The sequence below is a fragment of the Kaistella treverensis genome (assembly GCF_900114045.1).
Taxonomy (GTDB): Bacteria; Bacteroidota; Bacteroidia; order Flavobacteriales; family Weeksellaceae; genus Kaistella; species Kaistella treverensis.
Map to the genome: position 1 here is coordinate 276213 of NZ_FORQ01000003.1, position 17642 is coordinate 293854.

The following is a 17642-nucleotide window of genomic DNA, read 5'->3' on the forward strand; positions in this document are numbered from 1 at the left end:
AAAAATTACAACAATGTACTAAGTCTAATTTGATATTTCTATAGCGATTTCTTCTCTTAAGGTATTTATAGATGAAGTTCAAGACCAATCAAAACTTTTTATGAAAGTTATACATTTTAACAATTATTACTTTGTGTATCCATACCAGAAGATATGAGTTTACACAAGACAAATTCATAAAGCCAAAGGTGATGAATTTGACAATGTGCTTTTAGTTCTGAGAGAAGAGAAGGATATTAATTTTTTAATTTAACAGAATTTGCTTTCAAATGAAGAACATCGAATAAATTATGTCGCCATCAGCAGAGCTAGAAATAGGTTATTTATTTCTGTGCCTGCACTATCTGCTACTTTTCAGACCAATCTAAGTACATATTATGATATTGAACATTTGTAAAATATGACTTACAGAAAAAATGATCGTTCCAACTTATGCGAAAACCACACAAGTTGGAAAGTTGTAATAGTATCTTCTTCTGTACTTTTGATGAATTAAAAAAAATCCGATATTTACAATGTGTTTTAGAAGTTATGGAGATTAAAAAACCAATAGAAATTTTTCAAGCCAACGATGGTTCAACTCAAATAGATGTACAATTTGAACAAGAAACAGTCTGGCTTACACAAGCACAAATGGCAGAACTTTTTGAGACTACATCTCAAAATATTACGATGCACTTGAAAAGTATTTTCAAAGATGAAGAACTTAATGAAAATTCAACTTGTAAGGATTTCTTACAAGTTCGAAGAGAAGGAACGAGAACTGTAAAAAGAAAACAATTGCACTACAATTTAGATGCGATTATTTCAGTAGGATATAGAGTAAAATCAGCAAGAGCAACCCAATTCCGAATTTGGGCAAACAAAGTTATAAAAGAATATTTAGTCAAAGGTTACGCAGTCAACGAAAAAAGATTAGCCCAAAAAGAGCAGGAAGTTCAACTCCTAAAAAATGGGATTCAGATTTTAAGTCGCGTTGTTGAAGAGAAAACAGATGAAAATGAATGGCTGTCAATTTTCTCTAAAGGCTTACAATTATTAGATGATTATGACCACGAAGAATTGGATTCTAAAGGTTTAACTAAAAAACAAGCAATTTATCCTGCCAGAGAAGATTATCAACAACTTATAAATGTAATGGTTGTTGATTTTGATTCACAAGTATTTGGAAAAGAAAAGGATCAAAATTTTGAAAGTTCAATTGCTCAAATAGAAAAAGGTTTCGGAGAAAATGATTTCTATCCAACATTGGAGGAGAAAGCAACAATGCTTCTATATTTAGTTGTGAAAAATCATTCTTTTGTAGATGGCAATAAAAGAATTGCAGCGGCGTGTTTTCTTAAATTTTTACAAACCAATAAAATGCTTTTCAACGCCCAAAATGAACTAATTATTGGGAATGATACTTTAGCTAGTTTAACGCTTTTCATAGCATCAAGTAAACCAGAAGAAATGGAAACCGTTAAACGATTGGTGATAAGTGTTTTGAATAGGAATAATTAAACAACTCTAAAGCGTCCAATACCAGTAAATTTGTTCTACAAATTTACTGGTATTGGACTGAATATACAAATCAAGGCGATATTTGTCGCAAATGTTTACTATATTTGCGACAAAATTTACTAGTTTAAGTAATGGAAAGCATTGATATTAAAATACTTGAAAAAATTAAAAAAGCGAAGAGGGGTTCGCTTTTTTATACCGAAGATTTTCTTTCTTTTGGGAACTATAAAGCCGTTTCTAAAGCATTAGAACGTTTAGTGAATGAGGAACAACTTTCTAGAGTTTCTCGTGGTATTTTCGCTGTTTTAGAGAAAGATCCTCATTTGGGTGAAGTGTTTCCAACTGCAGAAAAAATTGCTGAATCTATCAGGAAAAGAGATAAAGCCCGGATTATTCCTACTGGTACTTTAGCGCTGAATGCTTTAGGGTTATCAACTCAAATTCCAACGAATTTAGTTTATTTAACTGATGGGTCAGCAAGAACAATAAAAGTCGGAAAAAGAACAATAGTTTTAAAAAAAGCAAGTCCTAAAAACCTTTCGGCAATTGGTTCTATAAGTGGAATTGTTATTCAAGCATTGAAAGAAATTGGAAAAGAAAATGTAACAGAAGTTGAAATTCAAACGATATTAAATCATTTAGAAAAAGAGGAATCTTATCGTTTAGAACATGATATTAAATTGGCTCCTGAATGGATAAGGATTATTATGCGTAAAGCTTTGAAAGAGGTAAAATGAAAAATAAATTTTTAAACTTACCAGAACAAACAAGAATAAATGCAATCAATCAAATTGCTGAAGAAAAAGGAATTTCACCTTTTGCAGTTGAAAAGGATTGGTGGGTTACACAAACTTTATCTATCATTTTTGAAATGGAAGAAGCTCCTTATTTAGTATTTAAAGGTGGAACTTCATTAAGTAAGTCCTGGAATTTAATTCAAAGGTTTTCAGAAGATATAGATTTAGCGATAGACAGAGAATTTTTAGGATTTTCCGAAACTCCGAAAAGAAAGACTAATCTTAGAAAGAAGTCCGGAATATTCGTTTCAGAAGAATTCTATCCCAAATTGCAAAAACGCTTTATCGAAAAGGGTATTGGTAAGGATGTTCGTTTTACTTTAGAAGATGCACAGTCAGATCAAGATCCAAGAATCATTAATATTTACTATCCAACTTTAATAGTTGCGATAGGATATATGAATCCTAGAGTCCAGATAGAAGTTGGTTGTAGGTCATTGAAAGAGCCATATTCAAACTGTTTAGTTTCATCATTTATAGACGAGGAATATAAAAATTTGGATTTTGCTGAATTAGCTTTTAATGTTCCATCAGTTAATCCAGAAGAAATTCTTGAGAAAAAAGGAGGTAAGGTATCAATTAACGGCTGCACAAAACACATTAGAGATAATCAAACCAATATTTCTTATGATAAATTGTTTGGAGATTATTTAGAGGGGGCAACAGAATTTATTATTCAAGATCCTTACATTCGGTATGCATATCAATTCAGAAATTTCATGGAGTTGTGTTCATTAATTTACCAAAAAAATAGCGAGGCAGAAAAAATAACGTTAAAACTGATCACTTGGAATGACAAAGATTTTATGGAAAGCGCCACCGAAAGTTTTAATGAAATAAAGGATTCTTTGGCAGAAATAAATATCGATTTTGAAGTCGATTTTAAAGTATCGGCGCATGACAGATACATTACTTGCAACAATGGATGGCGAATTATTTTAGGCAGAGGTTTAGACATTTGGCAGAAAAGCAACGGCAGATATGATATTGCAGAATTACTGCAAGAAAAACGAAAATGCAGGGAGTTTGATATGGTGGTGATTGCGGAGTAGTAGCGAAATTTAAAATATTGGACACTATCTCGTAAAGTGTGTAACTTTCCAATCCTTAAAGCCGCCCGACGAATAAACCCCATAATCAGCGAATAATCTAACGATTGGTAGTATCTTCCACGAACTCTAGAAATAGCCCAAGTTTTTTGGCACAACTAACAACTGAAGAATTCTACTTCATAAGTTTATCAGCTCAATTTTCATATTTCCGCAAAAGAACTTGAGATAATCATGCTCTTTTGCAAACCATTGCAGATTCGCTGTTTTCCTGATCATATGAGGCGCTTCGGTCAGTCATTTACTGTTCTTTTAGTTTTAGAAATAGTATTTTTCTACTCCGGGAATAATATAGATCTGTTGCCTTTTGAAGTTTTCCAGTAGGAAGTGGACGAAAGATAATCTGAAAATGCATAGGGCAGTTCCTCTTTTTCCAATTGCTGAAGTACATTTTTAACCCAGTTTGCATATACCTTATTTTCACCCCCGCACTGGTCAAGAAATCCCGTTTTTTTCACGATAAATTTTGCGGCGATTTCCTCGATGGATTCTTCTATTTCTTTGCTGTTAATATCAAATTCGTCCTGCATCCAGCTTGAGGCAAACACCTCCCGGCGCTTTCCGTTATTCTCCGCTAGAAAAACACACCGCCACGAAAGACCTGAGGGGCATAAGGAGGGTATAATCCCTAAATTCTCAAATCCTAGTTGGTGTAAAACTCGGGCCAGAGAACGCAGCTTTTGCAGATTGCGCATATATAATTGGGTTCCATACAATTAACGGTTAAATTTTTAGTGAGAACATGCATTATGTTCATCGTTTACCCATATATATAAGCAAATACCACGGTTTTATAATGGCAATCGTCCTTATATATTTTTATAGCCTATTGGGTATTAAATGCGTGGAAATTTAAGCCCTGAAAAACATTTGCTGCGAATAAACCATATATTTACCGCAAAATATACGGAGAATAATCATTATATTTACTGCATAATCTTTAACGATGGCACCATATATCCACGAACTAAACCAATGGCCACTCTTCTTCTGGCAGGATGAAGAGTTATTGGGACTAGTATAAAACCGGCGAAGGTACAGTTAGGTAAGCCGCTATTGGTGATTTCATGCAATATAGCAATGTAAAAGCATTAAAAGATCTGTCACACCCGGTCAAGTTAGGGATTATAGAGCTACAATGGAAAGTAACAGAAAAGGGATTTTTAACAGATGGAATATTACCCTCCAAGTTAGGAAGGACACTACTAGTCATGTTATTTAGATCCTGTATCGGAAAGTAACTTCATCTAAAGTGACTTCCACATCCGTATGAAATTAAAGATCCCCACAGTGGTCCGGAAATTGACCTGTGGATCCGTAACAATGGTATCTCCAATAAATGCATGAAACCTTAAAAAACTTTATTCTTGCCCGTTCGTCACCCGATGAGCGGGCGCTCGCACAAATTCTTTCGTGTTTCAGTTCCGTTAAGACCAAGCGTAACCAGATTCTTACGGGCCGTGATGAAGTTTGCCGGCATTATTACTTTATAAACAGCGGGTGTATGCGAATCTTTACCACGGATAAAAACGGGAATGAAAGATCCCGATATTTTGCATTTGAGGGCAATTTTGTTACTGCACTTCCAAGCTTCATAGACCAGCTGCCGGCAGACGAATACCTGCAGAGTATTGAGCCGTCTGAACTTCTCTGTATCACACGTTCTGATTTTTACAGTTTGGTAGAGAATGTGCCCGCTTTTGCTAAAATCTATACGGAAATTCTGGAACTGGGATTCATAGCAGCCCAAAAGAGAATTTATGGATTTCAGAGTTTTAATGCGCTCGAAAAGGTAAGGTGGATCATTCACCACCAGCCGCAGGTGCTTTTACGGCTGTCCAACAAAATGGCAGCTACTTATCTTGGCATATCGCCTTCCACATTAAGCAGGATAAAACCGCGGTTATAGAAAACGTTGACTTAGAGCAACTTTTTGCGGTTACCGACGTATTACCTTTGCTGAAATTTAAGTATGAAACCGATCTTACCCATTCTGCTCCTGCTGTCAACACTGGCATCAGCACAACACACCACTCAGCTAAAACCGGTCCCGCAGCTGTCTTTTGTCAGGTCTGCAGACCAGCTTACTTTGGAAGCGGCTTTCGAACTTGCAAAAAGAAGTTCTGAAAAAGCCAGAAGTTTTGATCGTGAAGTTTCGGTCGCAGTGCTGGACGCCTCGGGCACGGTGGTGCTGCTGCTCCGTGGCGACGGCGTTGGGCCTCATAATACCGAAGCGGCACGGCGGAAGGCATACACTGCACTTTCAACCAAGACCGCAACACTTTCGCTCCTCAGGAAATCCGCCGCAAACCCCGACACGCAGAACCTGAATACGCTTCCCGAGTTGCTGCTGCTCAGTGGCGGAGTTCCGATTTGGTACCGCGGTAATGTGATAGGCGGCATTGGGGTCGCCGGTGGCGGCAGTGCGGAAAATGATGATATCATCGCGCGTGCAGCCGCACTACCTGAACAAGGAATTTTAACTTCCAAATAATCTTAAAATAATCAATATGAAAAAAATGTTTTTTACTGCCTTTTTCGCAGTTCTGTCTGTTTGCGCTTTCGGCCAGACAAACACTTACCAGTTGTCAAGCCACATTCTCGATGTGTCTGAAGGAAAACCTGCCAGCGGCGTAAATATCCGGCTGGAACGTTACAGCAGTGGGGTATGGTCTTTAGTTGATGAGAAAACAACTGATAAGAACGGCAGAATCACCGATTTTTTACCCGGCAACAAATCTACAGGTATCTACAAACTTACGTATCTCGTCAGCGATTACTTTAAAAGGACAAATAAAGAATCTTTCTACCCTTTCATTGAAGTTGTATTCCAGATCAAAGATGATCAGCATTATCACGTACCCATCACACTCTCCGCTTACGGATATTCGACCTACAGAGGGAATTAGAATTGATGGAAACCGGTTTCGGTGACGTGACTCCAGCTATTCACAAAAATGTACAACTTATAATAAAAATAATAATGGTAAAAATATTCAATCTGATCGCAATTGCAGCCCTGCTCTCGGGCTGTAAAACAGGTGATGCAGCTCAAGAAGCGGTACAGGCGGAACTCCGCGGATCCTGGGAAATAACTGATCTTCGGGGTAATAAACCAAAAACTATTAAACCTGTACGGATAGAATTTTCCGAAAACAACAGGGTAAACGGGTTTTTAGGCTGCAACACGGTGCGGGGAACCTATATGGCAGACACCAAAAACCAGCGGATTAAGCTGAATGGTCTTGCCACTACAAGGATGACCTGCCCGGATCAGAATTTCGAAAATGAAATGACCAAAGCCCTGGAAGACGCAGCAAACTTCATTTTTGAAGATGGGAAACTGATGCTAAGCGGAGAGGACCGGTCTCCTTTAGCCACATTTAAGAAGATCAGCCATCCTGAAGTAACAAACAAATACTGGAAATTAGTTCAGTTGGATGGTAAGGCAGTTACCATGGAGGCCTCACAGCAGCAGGAACAGTATTTTATACTCCGCAGTGACGGAACTGTTAACGGATTTGCCGGCTGCAATAACTTCACAGGTGCGTACCAGATTAACGAAGGGAACAGAATCCGTTTTGATGAGAACATGGCGGCGACAATGAGAGCCTGCCCCGACCTTGGCTTCAATGAGCGTGGATTTCTCGAAGTTTTTCGACTTGCAGAGAGCTATACCGTCAGCGGTGACACACTACACCTTATTGTTGGAAAACGGATGCCTCTCGCAGTGTTCGAAGCGGTATATTTCTAAGGTTATGCGCGCATTTTAAATGTTGCGAATGGGCGCGTGAAGATCGTAAATTATGTTTTTCCGCCGCACTCAAAGGTAATGGGCAAATTCACCATTTCGTAATGCTCATTCAAAACACTGCCATTGATGAATGTGGTTTTCTCCGTGTTGAAAATTCCGTAGGCTTCGTGAATATGTCCGAATAGATGATATTGTGGCTGTATTTTATATATTTTTTTCAACAGTTCTTCACAGCCTACATGTTGGTTGGAGTGGGTCTGGTCTAAAATTCCAAATGGCGGTCCGTGCGTAATTAATATATCGGTGTCCCTGGGAATATCTTTCCATATTTTTTCAATTTCTTTACCGCGGTCTACATTGAAAGCCCAATTAAAAAACGTAGGCGGGTAAGGAGATCCCCAAATTTGAAGTCCATCAATCTCAACGGAAGAGTTATGGAGGTAAAAGGTATTTTCGTTCAGAAAAGAATAGTTATTAAATTCTTTGTAACTTTGTAATACAATAATGTTAATTATTGGTCGTTTATCTCACTAAGTGCTACAATAATGGTATTTATTTCTTTAGAAAAAGCGCAAAGAAAGTTGGTTCAAAATATTCGTGAACGACGATTATTGATGGAGCTCACCCAAGAAGGATTGTCCGAAAGATCGGGTGTTCCATTATCTACATTGAGGAAATTTGAGCAGAAAGGCCTCATTTCTTTAGATTCATTTTTAAAAATACTTTCTGTAGTAGGAGGCCTGGAGGAAATGATAAATGTTTTGAAACCAATTAAGCCCAATTTTAAATCAATTGATGACGTATTAAAATCAGATAACAATGAGTTAACTAGAAAAAGAGGCAGCAAAAAATGATTACAGAAATAAAAGTTGGATTAAATTTTAGTTCTGAAATTCAATCTGTAGGACGGTTGGCTGAACGAAATGGCATCATCTATTTTGAATATGATGAAGAATTTTCGCAAAAGGGCGTTGAAATATCTCCGTTTAAACTACCGTTAAGAAATGGCGTTGTAGAACTTCCTTCCGATCCCTTTGAAGGATTAGCAGGTGTTTTCAGCGATAGTTTACCCGATGGTTGGGGAAGATTATTATTTGATAGGATGATGCGTTCGCAAGGAATCTCACCTTCAGAAATTTCTTCGCTGGACCGTTTGGCTTATGTTGGCTTAAATGGAATGGGAGCGCTGGTTTATGAGCCAGATAGCAGTCCGCCAACAATTCAGGAATTCATTGATTTGGATCATCTGGCTACACAAACAGAAAAAATTCTGGAAGGTGCTTCTGGAGAAATAATTACAAAACTTTTAGCGTTGAATGGATCTTCTGCAGGAGCAAGACCAAAGGCTTTAATTGGAGTGGATCAAGACAGGAAAAATATTTCTTATGGCGTAAATCAGCTTAATGATGGTTTTGAGCATTGGCTTGTAAAATTTCCTAATTCACAAGACGGTACAGATTCCGGAGCCATAGAATATGTTTATGCTTTAATGGCGAAGGAGGCGGGGTTGTATTTCCCTGATGTGCATTTATTCTCTTCTCAAAAAGGAAATGGCTTTTTCGGAGTGAAACGCTTTGATAGACAAGAAAACAAAAGATTTCACATGCATACTGTAAGTGGTTTGATACATAGCAATTTTAGATTTCCATCCCTTGATTATGAAGATTTATTTTCATTGACAATGGCATTAACGAAAGACATTCGGGAGGTAGAAAAAATGTTTCGTTTGGCAGTTTTCAATGTGATGGCGCATAACAGAGATGATCATGCTAAGAATTTTAGTTTTTTAATGAATGAATTTGGCGAGTGGAAATTATCACCTGCTTATGATTTAACATTTTCAAATGGACCGGGAGGAGAGCAAAGCACGATGGTAGTGGGAGAGGGTAAAAACATTACAATTAAGCATCTCGTAAAATTAGGATTAGATGCCAAAATTTCAAAAGAATTTATAGACCAAATAATTGAGCAAACAAGAAACGCCGTAAGTAAATGGACTTTTCTAGCAAATGAATATGGAATAAGTAAATCAAATATTGAACTCATAAACAGGGTCATTACCAAATTGTAGTTTTTAACGGTGTTTTCCTGAAAAGAAAATTTACAAAGTTTCATTAACATATTTCTATTGCAGTACATTTTGAAAATTTTGTATAATTTATTAAATGAAAACCCAGAAAATATAAAGAAATGATTACCAGATGATTATATGTTTTTTAGTATTAATGCACCTATTAATCAATACCATATTTGTACCGTGAAATCATAATTAACTGATTATCAGTACCCGTTATTTTTGAAGAAGTGAAATAAGAAAACTTCAATATTTATAAAACCGCTGTAACTTAGTTGCTGCGGTTTTTTTGGCTGTTAAAACAGCAAAATTTTCTAATTTATCTTTTTATTTAAATCAAAAAAATACGCCGCTAAAACCGGTAACTTTTTCATATTTTTTAATACATTAAAACAAAAAAAAACGCCGCTAAAAGGAGAGATTTTTTGAAAATATCGAAATAGCTAAAACAGAAAAATTCACCCTTTTAAGCGGTAATTTTTTTTGTCTTCTCTTTTCGAAACACTTACCTTCGCAGTCCAAAATTCTACTCAATGCTCACCAAACTTATCATCCACAAAGTCGGAAATAAAATCAACCAGGAAGCGCTCATCCTTTCTCAGGCGGAATATCAGCTCGAAGAAACCATGACCGAAATGCTGGAAGGTTTTTTCCTGAAATCCTTCAAATCCGAAGAGCAATACCAATTTTACAGCGACACTTATCTGGTGAACAATCCGGTTTTCAGTTCGGCATCGGAAATTTTCGAGGATAAAAGCAGGTTTATTTTCGAATCGGAAAACATCGCCGAACATCTCTACGGAATTGCTGAAAATCCGCGTGTGCAGGCGGGTGAGCTTTTCATTGCTTATTTCGAAGGTGAAGAAAAAAATGGTGAAAAAATAGATTCCATCGGTATTTTTAAAACCGAAAATAAAAGCCCGTTTCTGAAAATTCAATCTGAAGGCGACACGTTCGACATTGAAAAAGATTACGGAATTTCACTTTCAAAACTCGACAAAGGCTGCATTATTTACAACAGTTTTAAAGAGTCCGGTTTTGCGGTTTCAGTGGTTGATAACAATAAAAACGGAGATCCTTATTATTGGTTTGAAGATTTTTTAAAAGTGAAACAGCGCGACGACGAATATTTCCATACGCAGGAAACGCTCACGGTTTACAAGGAATATATCACGAAACAGCTTCCGCAGGAATTTGAAACTACAAAAGCAGATCAGGCAGATTTTCTGAATAAATCCATTAATTTTTTCAAGGAAAAAGAAAAGTTCGACTACGAAGAATTTACGAAAGAAGTGCTGCAGGACGAAAATGTAATTGAAAGTTTTGGCAACTTCAAATCGGATTACGAGCAGGAAATGCAGGTTTCGATTTCCGAAGATTTTGCCATTAACGAAGCGGCTGTGAAAAAGCAAAGTCGCGGTTTTAAAAGCATCATCAAGCTCGACAAAAACTTCCATATTTACGTGCATGGCGACCGAAAAATGATAGAGCAGGGCAGCGATGAAAGGGGAAAATATTACCGGCTTTACTTCGACGAAGAACAATAAAAAAAATTCTTAAATTTGCAAACACACCTTTTTATAACCCTTTTTTATGAATTTAGTCGATTGCCACGACGAGAAAATCCACATTTCCGGTCATATTCAGGATTTCGGCTATTTGATCGGGTTAGATGCCTCAGGAAAAACCATTACCTTTTTAAGCCAAAATATTTCCGACATTTTTAGTGTAAATGAAAATGTCCTGGGCCAAACTTTAGAGCAAAATTGCAGTGCCTTTGAGCCGCTTTTGGATTCAGTTGTGCTGAAAAATCTTGATTTTGAGACGCTGAAGGAAGTAGATGTTTTCTTAGATAAACTCACCATCAACGGTAACGGTTATCACCTTACGATTTATAAATACCAGTCGGTGGTTTTTCTGGAAATTGAAAAGGTAACCGAGCATTTTCATACGCGGACTTTCGTTACTAAAAAGTACGAGAGCATCAGCAATGCGACAGACTCAGCGGAAATTTGGCAGCAGTTGTTGGTTTCCGTGGCGGAAGCGATAGATTATGACCGCGTGATGGTGTACCGATTTCTGGATGACGGCAGCGGAAAAGTAATTGCTGAAAAAATTAAAAACGGTGTGGAGAGTTTTATGAACCTCCATTATCCGGAAAGTGATATCCCGCGTCAGGCCCGTGAACTTTATCTGAAAAAGCGTAAAAGGATTTTCAGCAACGTTCTTTCTACGCCGGTACCAATCCTTACTACGATGGAACAGCCTGTTGACCTTACCTATTCCGCCTTACGGGCGATGTCACCGGTGCATGGTCAATATCTGAAAAATACGGGTGTAGAGTCCAGTTTCAGTACCTCAATTGTTATTGATAATAAGCTTTGGGGCATGGTGACTTGCCAGAATGTGAAGGCTAAACATATCGATCTGGTAAACCGAATCCGAGCTGAGGTGTTTACAGTCATCGCTGCGAATGCGTATGCGTCGTTTAAATCACGCCAGATGCTGAATGACAGCATTGAGCTTGAAAATCAGATTAAAGATTTAAAATCTTCTCTTTCAAAGTTCGACGACCTTGAATCATCGCTTTTCAGTAATATTGAAACCATGCGAAATTATCCGCACGCGGATGGTTTGGCAGTAGTGGTTGGTCATAATATCCGAACCGCAGGCTTGGTGCCTTCGGATGAAGATATTCTGAACATTGTAAAATATGCACGTGAAAACCCGCTGAAGAATTTTTATTCCACCAATGACTTCAGCAAATCTCATCAAGGAAATATGGGGCCGCTGGAAAACGCTGCGGGAGTAATGTTCGGCTTTACAGATGATGATCGGAACGAACTTTTAATCTGGTTTCGGCAGAAAGTAGACACCCAGTTGCTTTGGGCAGGAAATCCTTCGAAAGATACAGGCGAAACCGTCCTCAATGGTGATCAGCAGTACGTAATCTCACCGCGAAAATCGTTTGCGACTTATATTGAAAACATTAAGGGAAAGGCAACGCCGTGGAAAAACCGTGATATCATTGCTGCTAAAAAAGTGGTGGCATCGATTCTTGAAACCACGTACAGCCAATTCCGAAAAGTTCGCGAGCTGAATGACGAGCTGCGAAACCTCAACGAAGAACTCGACAGCTTTTCTTACACGATTTCACACGACCTTGGTACGCCGCTCACCGTCATGAAACTTAATGCACAACTGTTGGAACGGGCGCATCACGATAATCCCGAAGTTCAGAAAAGAGTTCAAAGCATCCTGGCAGAAGTTCTTGGAATGGAAAATATGATGCGTGGCGTTCTGCAGCTCAGCAAGGCAAAATCTTCGGAAATAGTACTTAGGGAACTGGAAACAGCTTCTGTCATCAGAAAAATATGCTTAGATGCGCAGCTGACCATCAGTGAAAGTACCGAAGTAATCATCGGAAAAACTCCTAATGTTCTCGGTGATGAAACCATGATGAAACAGGTTTTCCTGAACATCATCGGTAACGCAGTAAAATATTCCAGTAAAAGTGAAAATCCTAAAGTGGAAATTCACGGTTATGAAGAAGACGATAAAGTTATATATACCATTAAAGATAACGGCATTGGTATTCCAGCAAAAGATCAGTCGAAAATGTTTAAGATTTTCAGCCGTATGGAAAACGCCAAGGCTTTTCAGGGCAACGGCGTTGGTCTTTCCATTGTATACCGCATTATGAAACGTCTTGGCGGCAATATATCCTATAAAAGTACAGCTGCAAAAGAGACTATTTTCAAACTGACTTTCCAAAACCCACGATCGCTTTAATGATTTCTGAAAAACTTAAATACGGTACGCGCCATCTGCACGATTTAACTGAAGAAAAATTCAATTCCACAAAAATATTTGAAGGCACTTTCGATTTAAATGACTACCGCAAGTTGCTTTTTTACAACTACGAAATGCTGAATTCATTCGAGAATGAAGTTTTTAATTTTATTCCGGCAAAAGCAGCAGATTTTTTGAATTTGGAAAGCCGCCGCAAAGTGAAGCTGGCAGAAACCGACATGATGGAATTAGGTGTGCCTTTACCACCTGAACGAAATTTAGCTTCAGTAAAAAATCTTGCGGAAGCATTCGGAATTTTTTATGTTATGGAAGGTTCTACCTTGGGCGGAAATATGATTGCAAAACACCTTTCAAAATCCGGCGAGTTTGCTGATGCTCCATTTCATTATTTCAAGTGTTACGGTCCCCATACCGGCTCTTACTGGAAAACTTTCAAAGAAGTTCTGGACCGCGAAATAAAACCCGAAGATGAAGATGCTTGTCTGCGAGGCGCTGAAAAGGCTTACAGCTTTTTGCTAAATTTGCGCGATTAACAATTGCTGACTCACCTTTTTTAACTGCTTTAAGCACGGATTTTGATAATTTCGAAAAAATTTGCCGCTAAATGATTGTTTTTTTCAAAAATTTCTACAAAAATTCTTCAGCGAAACTTTTGCTTTCGCTGTTCTTTTTTGCGCTCGCGCTCTTTATTTTTGCAGAAATTACGGATGAAGTTCTGCTGGAAAAGGAAGAGAAAGTAGATTTTTTAATTTTCGATTTGGTGCGGAATCACCTCATTAATCCCGGCGCAACAGGCTATATGTCAGCGTTTACTGAGCTTTCCTCAGTGTCGTTGATGAAAATTGCATATCCGGCGCTCATTATTATTTTTATTTTGGTGAAGGATTACCGGCGCGCTTTTTTCAGTTTTGTCGCAGGCAGCGGAGGCTTGCTGATTATTTATTTAATGAAAATGTTTTTTGCCAGACCACGCCCGCCATATCCACTGCTGAATCCGGAAGAAGGCTTCAGTTTCCCGAGTGGTCACGCTACTTTCAGTTTTATTTTTTATGGCATCCTGGCGTATTTTGTCTGGTTAACCGATTTGCCGAAAATCTGGAAATACGTGATGATGACGTTTCTGGTTTTACTTTCACTGATGATTGGTTTCAGCCGAATTTACCTGGGCGTGCATTATCCCAGCGACGTTTTGGGCGGCGTTTGTCTCGGTTATTCCTGGCTTTTTCTGATGATTTACACCTTCCGGAAATGGTTGCCGATTTATTGAATTGATAAAAAATTTCCGCCTTTTTTACCATTTTTTTTAATTTTAGCCTAAACAGCTTTTGACCAAAATTCCCGAATTGTGTAAAAATTCTTATTATTCTTTCATCAAAAGGAAAAAAATTTTGCCAAAATTTGCAAAATTTTTACTTTTAGTGAAGATACCGTTGTTTATTAGATGTTTTTGGGTCTAATCACCAATTTTACTTGGTTGATAAGTCTCTAACTTTGAATTACTAAAAAACCAAAAAACACCATAAGCATGAAAAAAGGAAATTTATTTTATTCTTCGTAAAGTTGGCATCGTTTACTTTATCTGCAGTTTGTGACATTTTTTTTGAAAGTACGCTTTCACAGGATTTTAAATCCGATTTTCTATACCCTTTAATTGGTTTCATCTGAACAGATTTTTTCCGGATTTAATTCCTCAAGTTTTGCATTATGACATCGATTTATTACAAGATCAATCACTGCAAAAACTACACTTTAAGTGAACGGTTGGTGCTAAAGCCTCTTATTAAGTGGAGTACGCAACGTCGCCGGTTAATTGAATAGTTTCCCATCGGGGCGCTACTAATCGCATTTATTTTTCGGTATTTTTTCCACGACGAAAGTTCTGAGCTTCGACGCTCTACCCTCTATCTTATTTTTAAAACACTAAAGATGAATACACATTTTTATTTTAAAAAGTTTAAACAACTCTCCAGTTTGTTGTTTTTATTCTTCCTGTTTACTACCAATTTTTCAGCCCAGCCCACTAATTGTCAGGGCTATACACTTACGCAGGGCGGTTGGGGTGCACCCAATTTAGATAATCCTCATGTGAGTTACATGTATGATAATTTTAACAAAGCTTTTCCTGGCGGCCTTACTTTAGGGTGCGCTACCGGCTATCAGTTAAAATTGACCTCGCCAGCGGCCGTAACCGATTTTCTTCCTTCTGGTGGAACATCGTCCACTCTGGGAGCAAACTATACCAATCCGGGTACCAGCTATTCAAATACATTAGCGGCCCAGTTGGTTTCTGTAATGTTGGCGGTCCAGTTTGATAGTTATGATGCTAACTTTTCCTCACCGACCGTTACATTAGGTGAATATGTTTTAATGAGCGGTCCGTTTGCCGGAAAAACGGTAAATCAGTTTTTAGAGATGGCCAATAATTTTATGGGCGGTTGTGGTACATCAGCTTATTCCGCTACACAGTTTAATGAAGCTGCGACTGCAATAAATGAAAATTATGACGAAGGAAACAGAGATTTAGGTTATCTGAAATGTTGCATGCTGGAAATTCAGGTGAATTACGATGCTATAAAATGTTTCGGTAGTACCACAATGGTTCATGTTACAGCTACCGGTGGCTCCTCTGCTACAACGGGTAGAGGTGATTTTGCAAAAGGCGCTGGCACCTATACTTTTACCGTGACAGACGGCAGTTGCTCTGCTAGCAAAACCGTTACTATTACGCAACCTGATAAATTAGATATTAATGTTTCTGCAACTCCAATTTCGTGCTTCGGTGGTAATTCTACAGTTACCGTAACAGCCACTGGTGGCACCGGCTCGTATACCGGAATCGGAACGTTTACCGTAAAAGCGGGAACGTATTCTTATACTGTAAAAGATGAAAACGGTTGCGAAGCAACAAAATCCATTACTATTTCAGAACCAACACAACTTGTTGTAGATGTTCAGGCAACACCAATTTCCTGTAACGGTGGTGATGCGACTGTAACGGTAACTGCAACCGGCGGAACTGGTTCTTATACCGGAACCGGAACATTTACCGTAAAAGCCGGAACGTATTCTTATACAGTAAGAGATGCAAACGGTTGTGAAGCTTCGAAATCAATTACGATATCAGAGCCGGACGCTATTGTAATGGATGTTCAGGCAACTCCAATTTCATGTAACGGCGGCGATGCCACAGTTACCGTAACAGCAACTGGTGGAACTGGTGCCTTTACAGGAACCGGAACATTCACCGTGAAAGCAGGAACATATTCCTATACCGTGAAAGATGAAAACGGTTGCGAAGCCACAAAATCAATAACCATTTCTGAACCTAGACCAATTATGGTAGATATTCAGGCAACTCCAATTGCTTGCAATGGTGGTGATGCAACGGTAACCGTAACAGCAACTGGTGGAACTGGTGCCTTTACCGGGACCGGAACATTTACCGTAAAAGCGGGAACTTATTCCTATACCGTGAAGGACGAAAATGGTTGTGAAGCCACAAAATCCATTACCATCAATGAACCAACCCCATTATCACTTAGACTGACGATTACCGAAGTGCCTTGTTCAAGCTCCGCAAATAACGTGAGCGTAGCAGCAAGCGGCGGAACACCAATGTACACTTACCTTTGGTCCAATGGTGAAACCGGCTCATCTGCTAAATTACCGGCAGGACCGTTCACCGTAACCGTAACCGATGCGAACGGCTGTACAGCTACTGCAAGTGGTACCGTGAAAGCAATTGATTGCGGTAAATTTACCACTGTAACTCAAGGCGGCTGGGGCGCGAAAGCTGCAGGTAAAAACTGGGGCGCTTACAGAGACCAATATTTTTCAGGTGCTTTCCCAACAGGTTTAACAGTAGGTGCAGGCACCAAATGGTTGAAACTTACTTCTGCAAAAGCAGTTGAAGATTTCTTGCCAAGCGGATCAACACCAAGAGCGCTGAATCCGGGAACCATGACGAATCCTGGTGCTTATTACAGCAATGTTTTAGCAGGTCAAACCGTAGCGCTTACTTTAAACATCAGATTTGATGAGTATGTCGCAAGCTTCTCACCATCCGCAAAAAAACTTGGTGATATGATAGTGGTTTCAGGCACATTCGCAGGCTGGAGCGTTTACCAGGTTCTTGCTGAAGCCAACAAAGCTTTGGGTGGAATGTCAACGTTCTCCGCTGCAGAAATCAATGGAATGGTGGACGGAATAAACAACAATTACGACGGTGGAAAAGTGGATAATGGATTGTTAACCTGCCCATGTCCTGATGCTTCAAAAACAGTAGTTGCATCGGCAGCAGTTGTAACTCCGGAATTACCGAAAGTTGCAAGCGAAGTCACACTTTATCCAAATCCGTCGAACGGAGAATTCAATATTAAATTTGATGCCGACCGTAATAGTACGGTTGTCGTTCAGGTGTTCGATTTTGGTGGAAAAATGATGGCAGATTACAGCAACAAGGTGGTCAGAAATGGTAACAAAGCCAGCGTAAGTGCCAGCAACTATATGCTTCCGGGTGGAGTTTACATCGTGAAAGTGAAAACTTCAACCATGGAAAAAACGCTGAAACTCATTATTAAAAAATAACCATA

At 38.7% G+C, this 17642-nt stretch carries 16 protein-coding genes; 14 read left to right on the plus strand and 2 right to left on the minus strand.

Features of this window, described 5'->3' with window-relative positions:
- Positions 1-531: 531 nt before the first annotated feature.
- From rhuM to BMZ55_RS11480, 3 genes are all read left to right on the plus strand, one after another.
- A complete protein-coding gene (gene rhuM / locus BMZ55_RS09525) occupies positions 532-1503 on the plus strand; it encodes a virulence RhuM family protein/type II toxin-antitoxin system death-on-curing family toxin (protein WP_089820131.1) in 972 nt (323 codons plus the stop codon).
- A 131-nt stretch (positions 1504-1634) separates the two neighbouring features.
- Positions 1635-2240 (plus strand): DUF6088 family protein, encoded by a 606-nt coding sequence (locus BMZ55_RS09530; RefSeq protein WP_089820132.1) that lies wholly within the window; start codon positions 1635-1637, stop codon positions 2238-2240.
- Positions 2237-3352, plus strand: coding sequence for a nucleotidyl transferase AbiEii/AbiGii toxin family protein (locus BMZ55_RS11480; protein ID WP_233701932.1), 1116 nt, complete (start codon positions 2237-2239; stop codon positions 3350-3352). The genes BMZ55_RS09530 and BMZ55_RS11480 overlap by 4 nt, the downstream gene beginning before the upstream one ends.
- A 332-nt stretch (positions 3353-3684) precedes the next feature.
- On the opposite strand, the gene BMZ55_RS09540 is transcribed toward BMZ55_RS11480, so the two are convergent.
- Positions 3685-3939, minus strand: coding sequence for a hypothetical protein (locus BMZ55_RS09540; RefSeq protein ID WP_089820133.1), 255 nt, complete (start codon positions 3937-3939; stop codon positions 3685-3687).
- A gap of 809 nt (positions 3940-4748) precedes the next feature.
- On the opposite strand from BMZ55_RS09540, the gene BMZ55_RS09545 reads away from it, so the two are divergent.
- The 4 genes from BMZ55_RS09545 (at position 4749) to BMZ55_RS09560 (ending at position 7163) form a co-directional block, all read left to right on the plus strand.
- On the plus strand, positions 4749-5318 hold the full coding sequence (locus BMZ55_RS09545) for a Crp/Fnr family transcriptional regulator (RefSeq protein WP_089820134.1): 570 nt from the start codon (positions 4749-4751) through the stop codon (positions 5316-5318).
- 63 nt (positions 5319-5381) lie between these two features.
- On the plus strand, positions 5382-5903 hold the full coding sequence (locus BMZ55_RS09550; protein WP_089820135.1) for a heme-binding protein: 522 nt from the start codon (positions 5382-5384) through the stop codon (positions 5901-5903).
- Positions 5904-5919: 16 nt separating this feature from the next.
- Positions 5920-6318 carry a hydroxyisourate hydrolase gene (uraH, locus tag BMZ55_RS09555; RefSeq protein ID WP_089820136.1) on the plus strand — a complete coding sequence of 133 codons (399 nt, stop codon included), beginning with the start codon at positions 5920-5922 and terminating at the stop codon, positions 6316-6318.
- A gap of 5 nt (positions 6319-6323) precedes the next feature.
- Positions 6324-7163, plus strand: coding sequence for an META domain-containing protein (locus BMZ55_RS09560; RefSeq protein WP_089820137.1), 840 nt, complete (start codon positions 6324-6326; stop codon positions 7161-7163).
- Between the two features lie 50 nt (positions 7164-7213).
- Here BMZ55_RS09560 and BMZ55_RS11515 read toward each other — a convergent pair whose 3' ends face one another.
- Positions 7214-7678 (minus strand): metallophosphoesterase family protein, encoded by a 465-nt coding sequence (locus BMZ55_RS11515; RefSeq protein WP_143068767.1) that lies wholly within the window; start codon positions 7676-7678, stop codon positions 7214-7216.
- Positions 7679-7708: 30 nt separating this feature from the next.
- On the opposite strand from BMZ55_RS11515, the gene BMZ55_RS09565 reads away from it, so the two are divergent.
- The 7 genes from BMZ55_RS09565 to BMZ55_RS09595 all read left to right on the plus strand — a co-directional run bounded on the left by BMZ55_RS09565 (position 7709) and on the right by BMZ55_RS09595 (position 17637).
- Entirely contained in the window at positions 7709-8017 is a 309-nt protein-coding gene (locus BMZ55_RS09565) for a helix-turn-helix domain-containing protein (protein WP_089820138.1), read from the plus strand.
- A complete protein-coding gene (locus BMZ55_RS09570) occupies positions 8014-9234 on the plus strand; it encodes a type II toxin-antitoxin system HipA family toxin (protein ID WP_089820139.1) in 1221 nt (406 codons plus the stop codon). The genes BMZ55_RS09565 and BMZ55_RS09570 overlap by 4 nt, the downstream gene beginning before the upstream one ends.
- A 536-nt stretch (positions 9235-9770) precedes the next feature.
- Positions 9771-10784, plus strand: coding sequence for a nucleoid-associated protein (locus BMZ55_RS09575; RefSeq protein WP_089820140.1), 1014 nt, complete (start codon positions 9771-9773; stop codon positions 10782-10784).
- Between the two features lie 46 nt (positions 10785-10830).
- Entirely contained in the window at positions 10831-13029 is a 2199-nt protein-coding gene (locus tag BMZ55_RS09580) for an ATP-binding protein (protein ID WP_089820141.1), read from the plus strand.
- On the plus strand, positions 13029-13583 hold the full coding sequence (locus tag BMZ55_RS09585) for a biliverdin-producing heme oxygenase (RefSeq protein ID WP_089820142.1): 555 nt from the start codon (positions 13029-13031) through the stop codon (positions 13581-13583). The genes BMZ55_RS09580 and BMZ55_RS09585 overlap by 1 nt, the downstream gene beginning before the upstream one ends.
- A 71-nt stretch (positions 13584-13654) precedes the next feature.
- Positions 13655-14317: a phosphatase PAP2 family protein gene (locus BMZ55_RS09590; RefSeq protein WP_089820143.1), complete on the plus strand. Its 663-nt coding sequence runs from the start codon at positions 13655-13657 to the stop codon at positions 14315-14317.
- Positions 14318-14976: 659 nt separating this feature from the next.
- Positions 14977-17637 (plus strand): T9SS type A sorting domain-containing protein, encoded by a 2661-nt coding sequence (locus BMZ55_RS09595; protein ID WP_089820144.1) that lies wholly within the window; start codon positions 14977-14979, stop codon positions 17635-17637.
- The last annotated feature ends 5 nt before the right edge of the window (positions 17638-17642 follow it).

Excerpts from the sequence above, each read along its gene's own strand:
- rhuM (WP_089820131.1), top strand. The coding sequence starts at position 532 with ATGGAGATTAAAAAACCAATAGAAATTTTTCAAGCCAACGATGGTTCA.
- BMZ55_RS09570 (WP_089820139.1), top strand. The coding sequence starts at position 8,014 with ATGATTACAGAAATAAAAGTTGGATTAAATTTTAGTTCTGAAATTCAA.
- BMZ55_RS09560 (WP_089820137.1), top strand. The coding sequence starts at position 6,324 with ATGGAAACCGGTTTCGGTGACGTGACTCCAGCTATTCACAAAAATGTA.
- BMZ55_RS09540 (WP_089820133.1), bottom strand. The coding sequence starts at position 3,939 with ATGCAGGACGAATTTGATATTAACAGCAAAGAAATAGAAGAATCCATC.
- BMZ55_RS09550 (WP_089820135.1), top strand. The coding sequence starts at position 5,382 with ATGAAACCGATCTTACCCATTCTGCTCCTGCTGTCAACACTGGCATCA.
- BMZ55_RS09595 (WP_089820144.1), top strand. The coding sequence starts at position 14,977 with ATGAATACACATTTTTATTTTAAAAAGTTTAAACAACTCTCCAGTTTG.
- uraH (WP_089820136.1), top strand. The coding sequence starts at position 5,920 with ATGAAAAAAATGTTTTTTACTGCCTTTTTCGCAGTTCTGTCTGTTTGC.
- BMZ55_RS09590 (WP_089820143.1), top strand. The coding sequence starts at position 13,655 with ATGATTGTTTTTTTCAAAAATTTCTACAAAAATTCTTCAGCGAAACTT.
- BMZ55_RS09580 (WP_089820141.1), top strand. The coding sequence starts at position 10,831 with ATGAATTTAGTCGATTGCCACGACGAGAAAATCCACATTTCCGGTCAT.
- BMZ55_RS09575 (WP_089820140.1), top strand. The coding sequence starts at position 9,771 with ATGCTCACCAAACTTATCATCCACAAAGTCGGAAATAAAATCAACCAG.
- BMZ55_RS09585 (WP_089820142.1), top strand. The coding sequence starts at position 13,029 with ATGATTTCTGAAAAACTTAAATACGGTACGCGCCATCTGCACGATTTA.
- BMZ55_RS09545 (WP_089820134.1), top strand. The coding sequence starts at position 4,749 with ATGCATGAAACCTTAAAAAACTTTATTCTTGCCCGTTCGTCACCCGAT.
- BMZ55_RS09530 (WP_089820132.1), top strand. The coding sequence starts at position 1,635 with ATGGAAAGCATTGATATTAAAATACTTGAAAAAATTAAAAAAGCGAAG.
- BMZ55_RS09565 (WP_089820138.1), top strand. The coding sequence starts at position 7,709 with ATGGTATTTATTTCTTTAGAAAAAGCGCAAAGAAAGTTGGTTCAAAAT.
- BMZ55_RS11480 (WP_233701932.1), top strand. The coding sequence starts at position 2,237 with ATGAAAAATAAATTTTTAAACTTACCAGAACAAACAAGAATAAATGCA.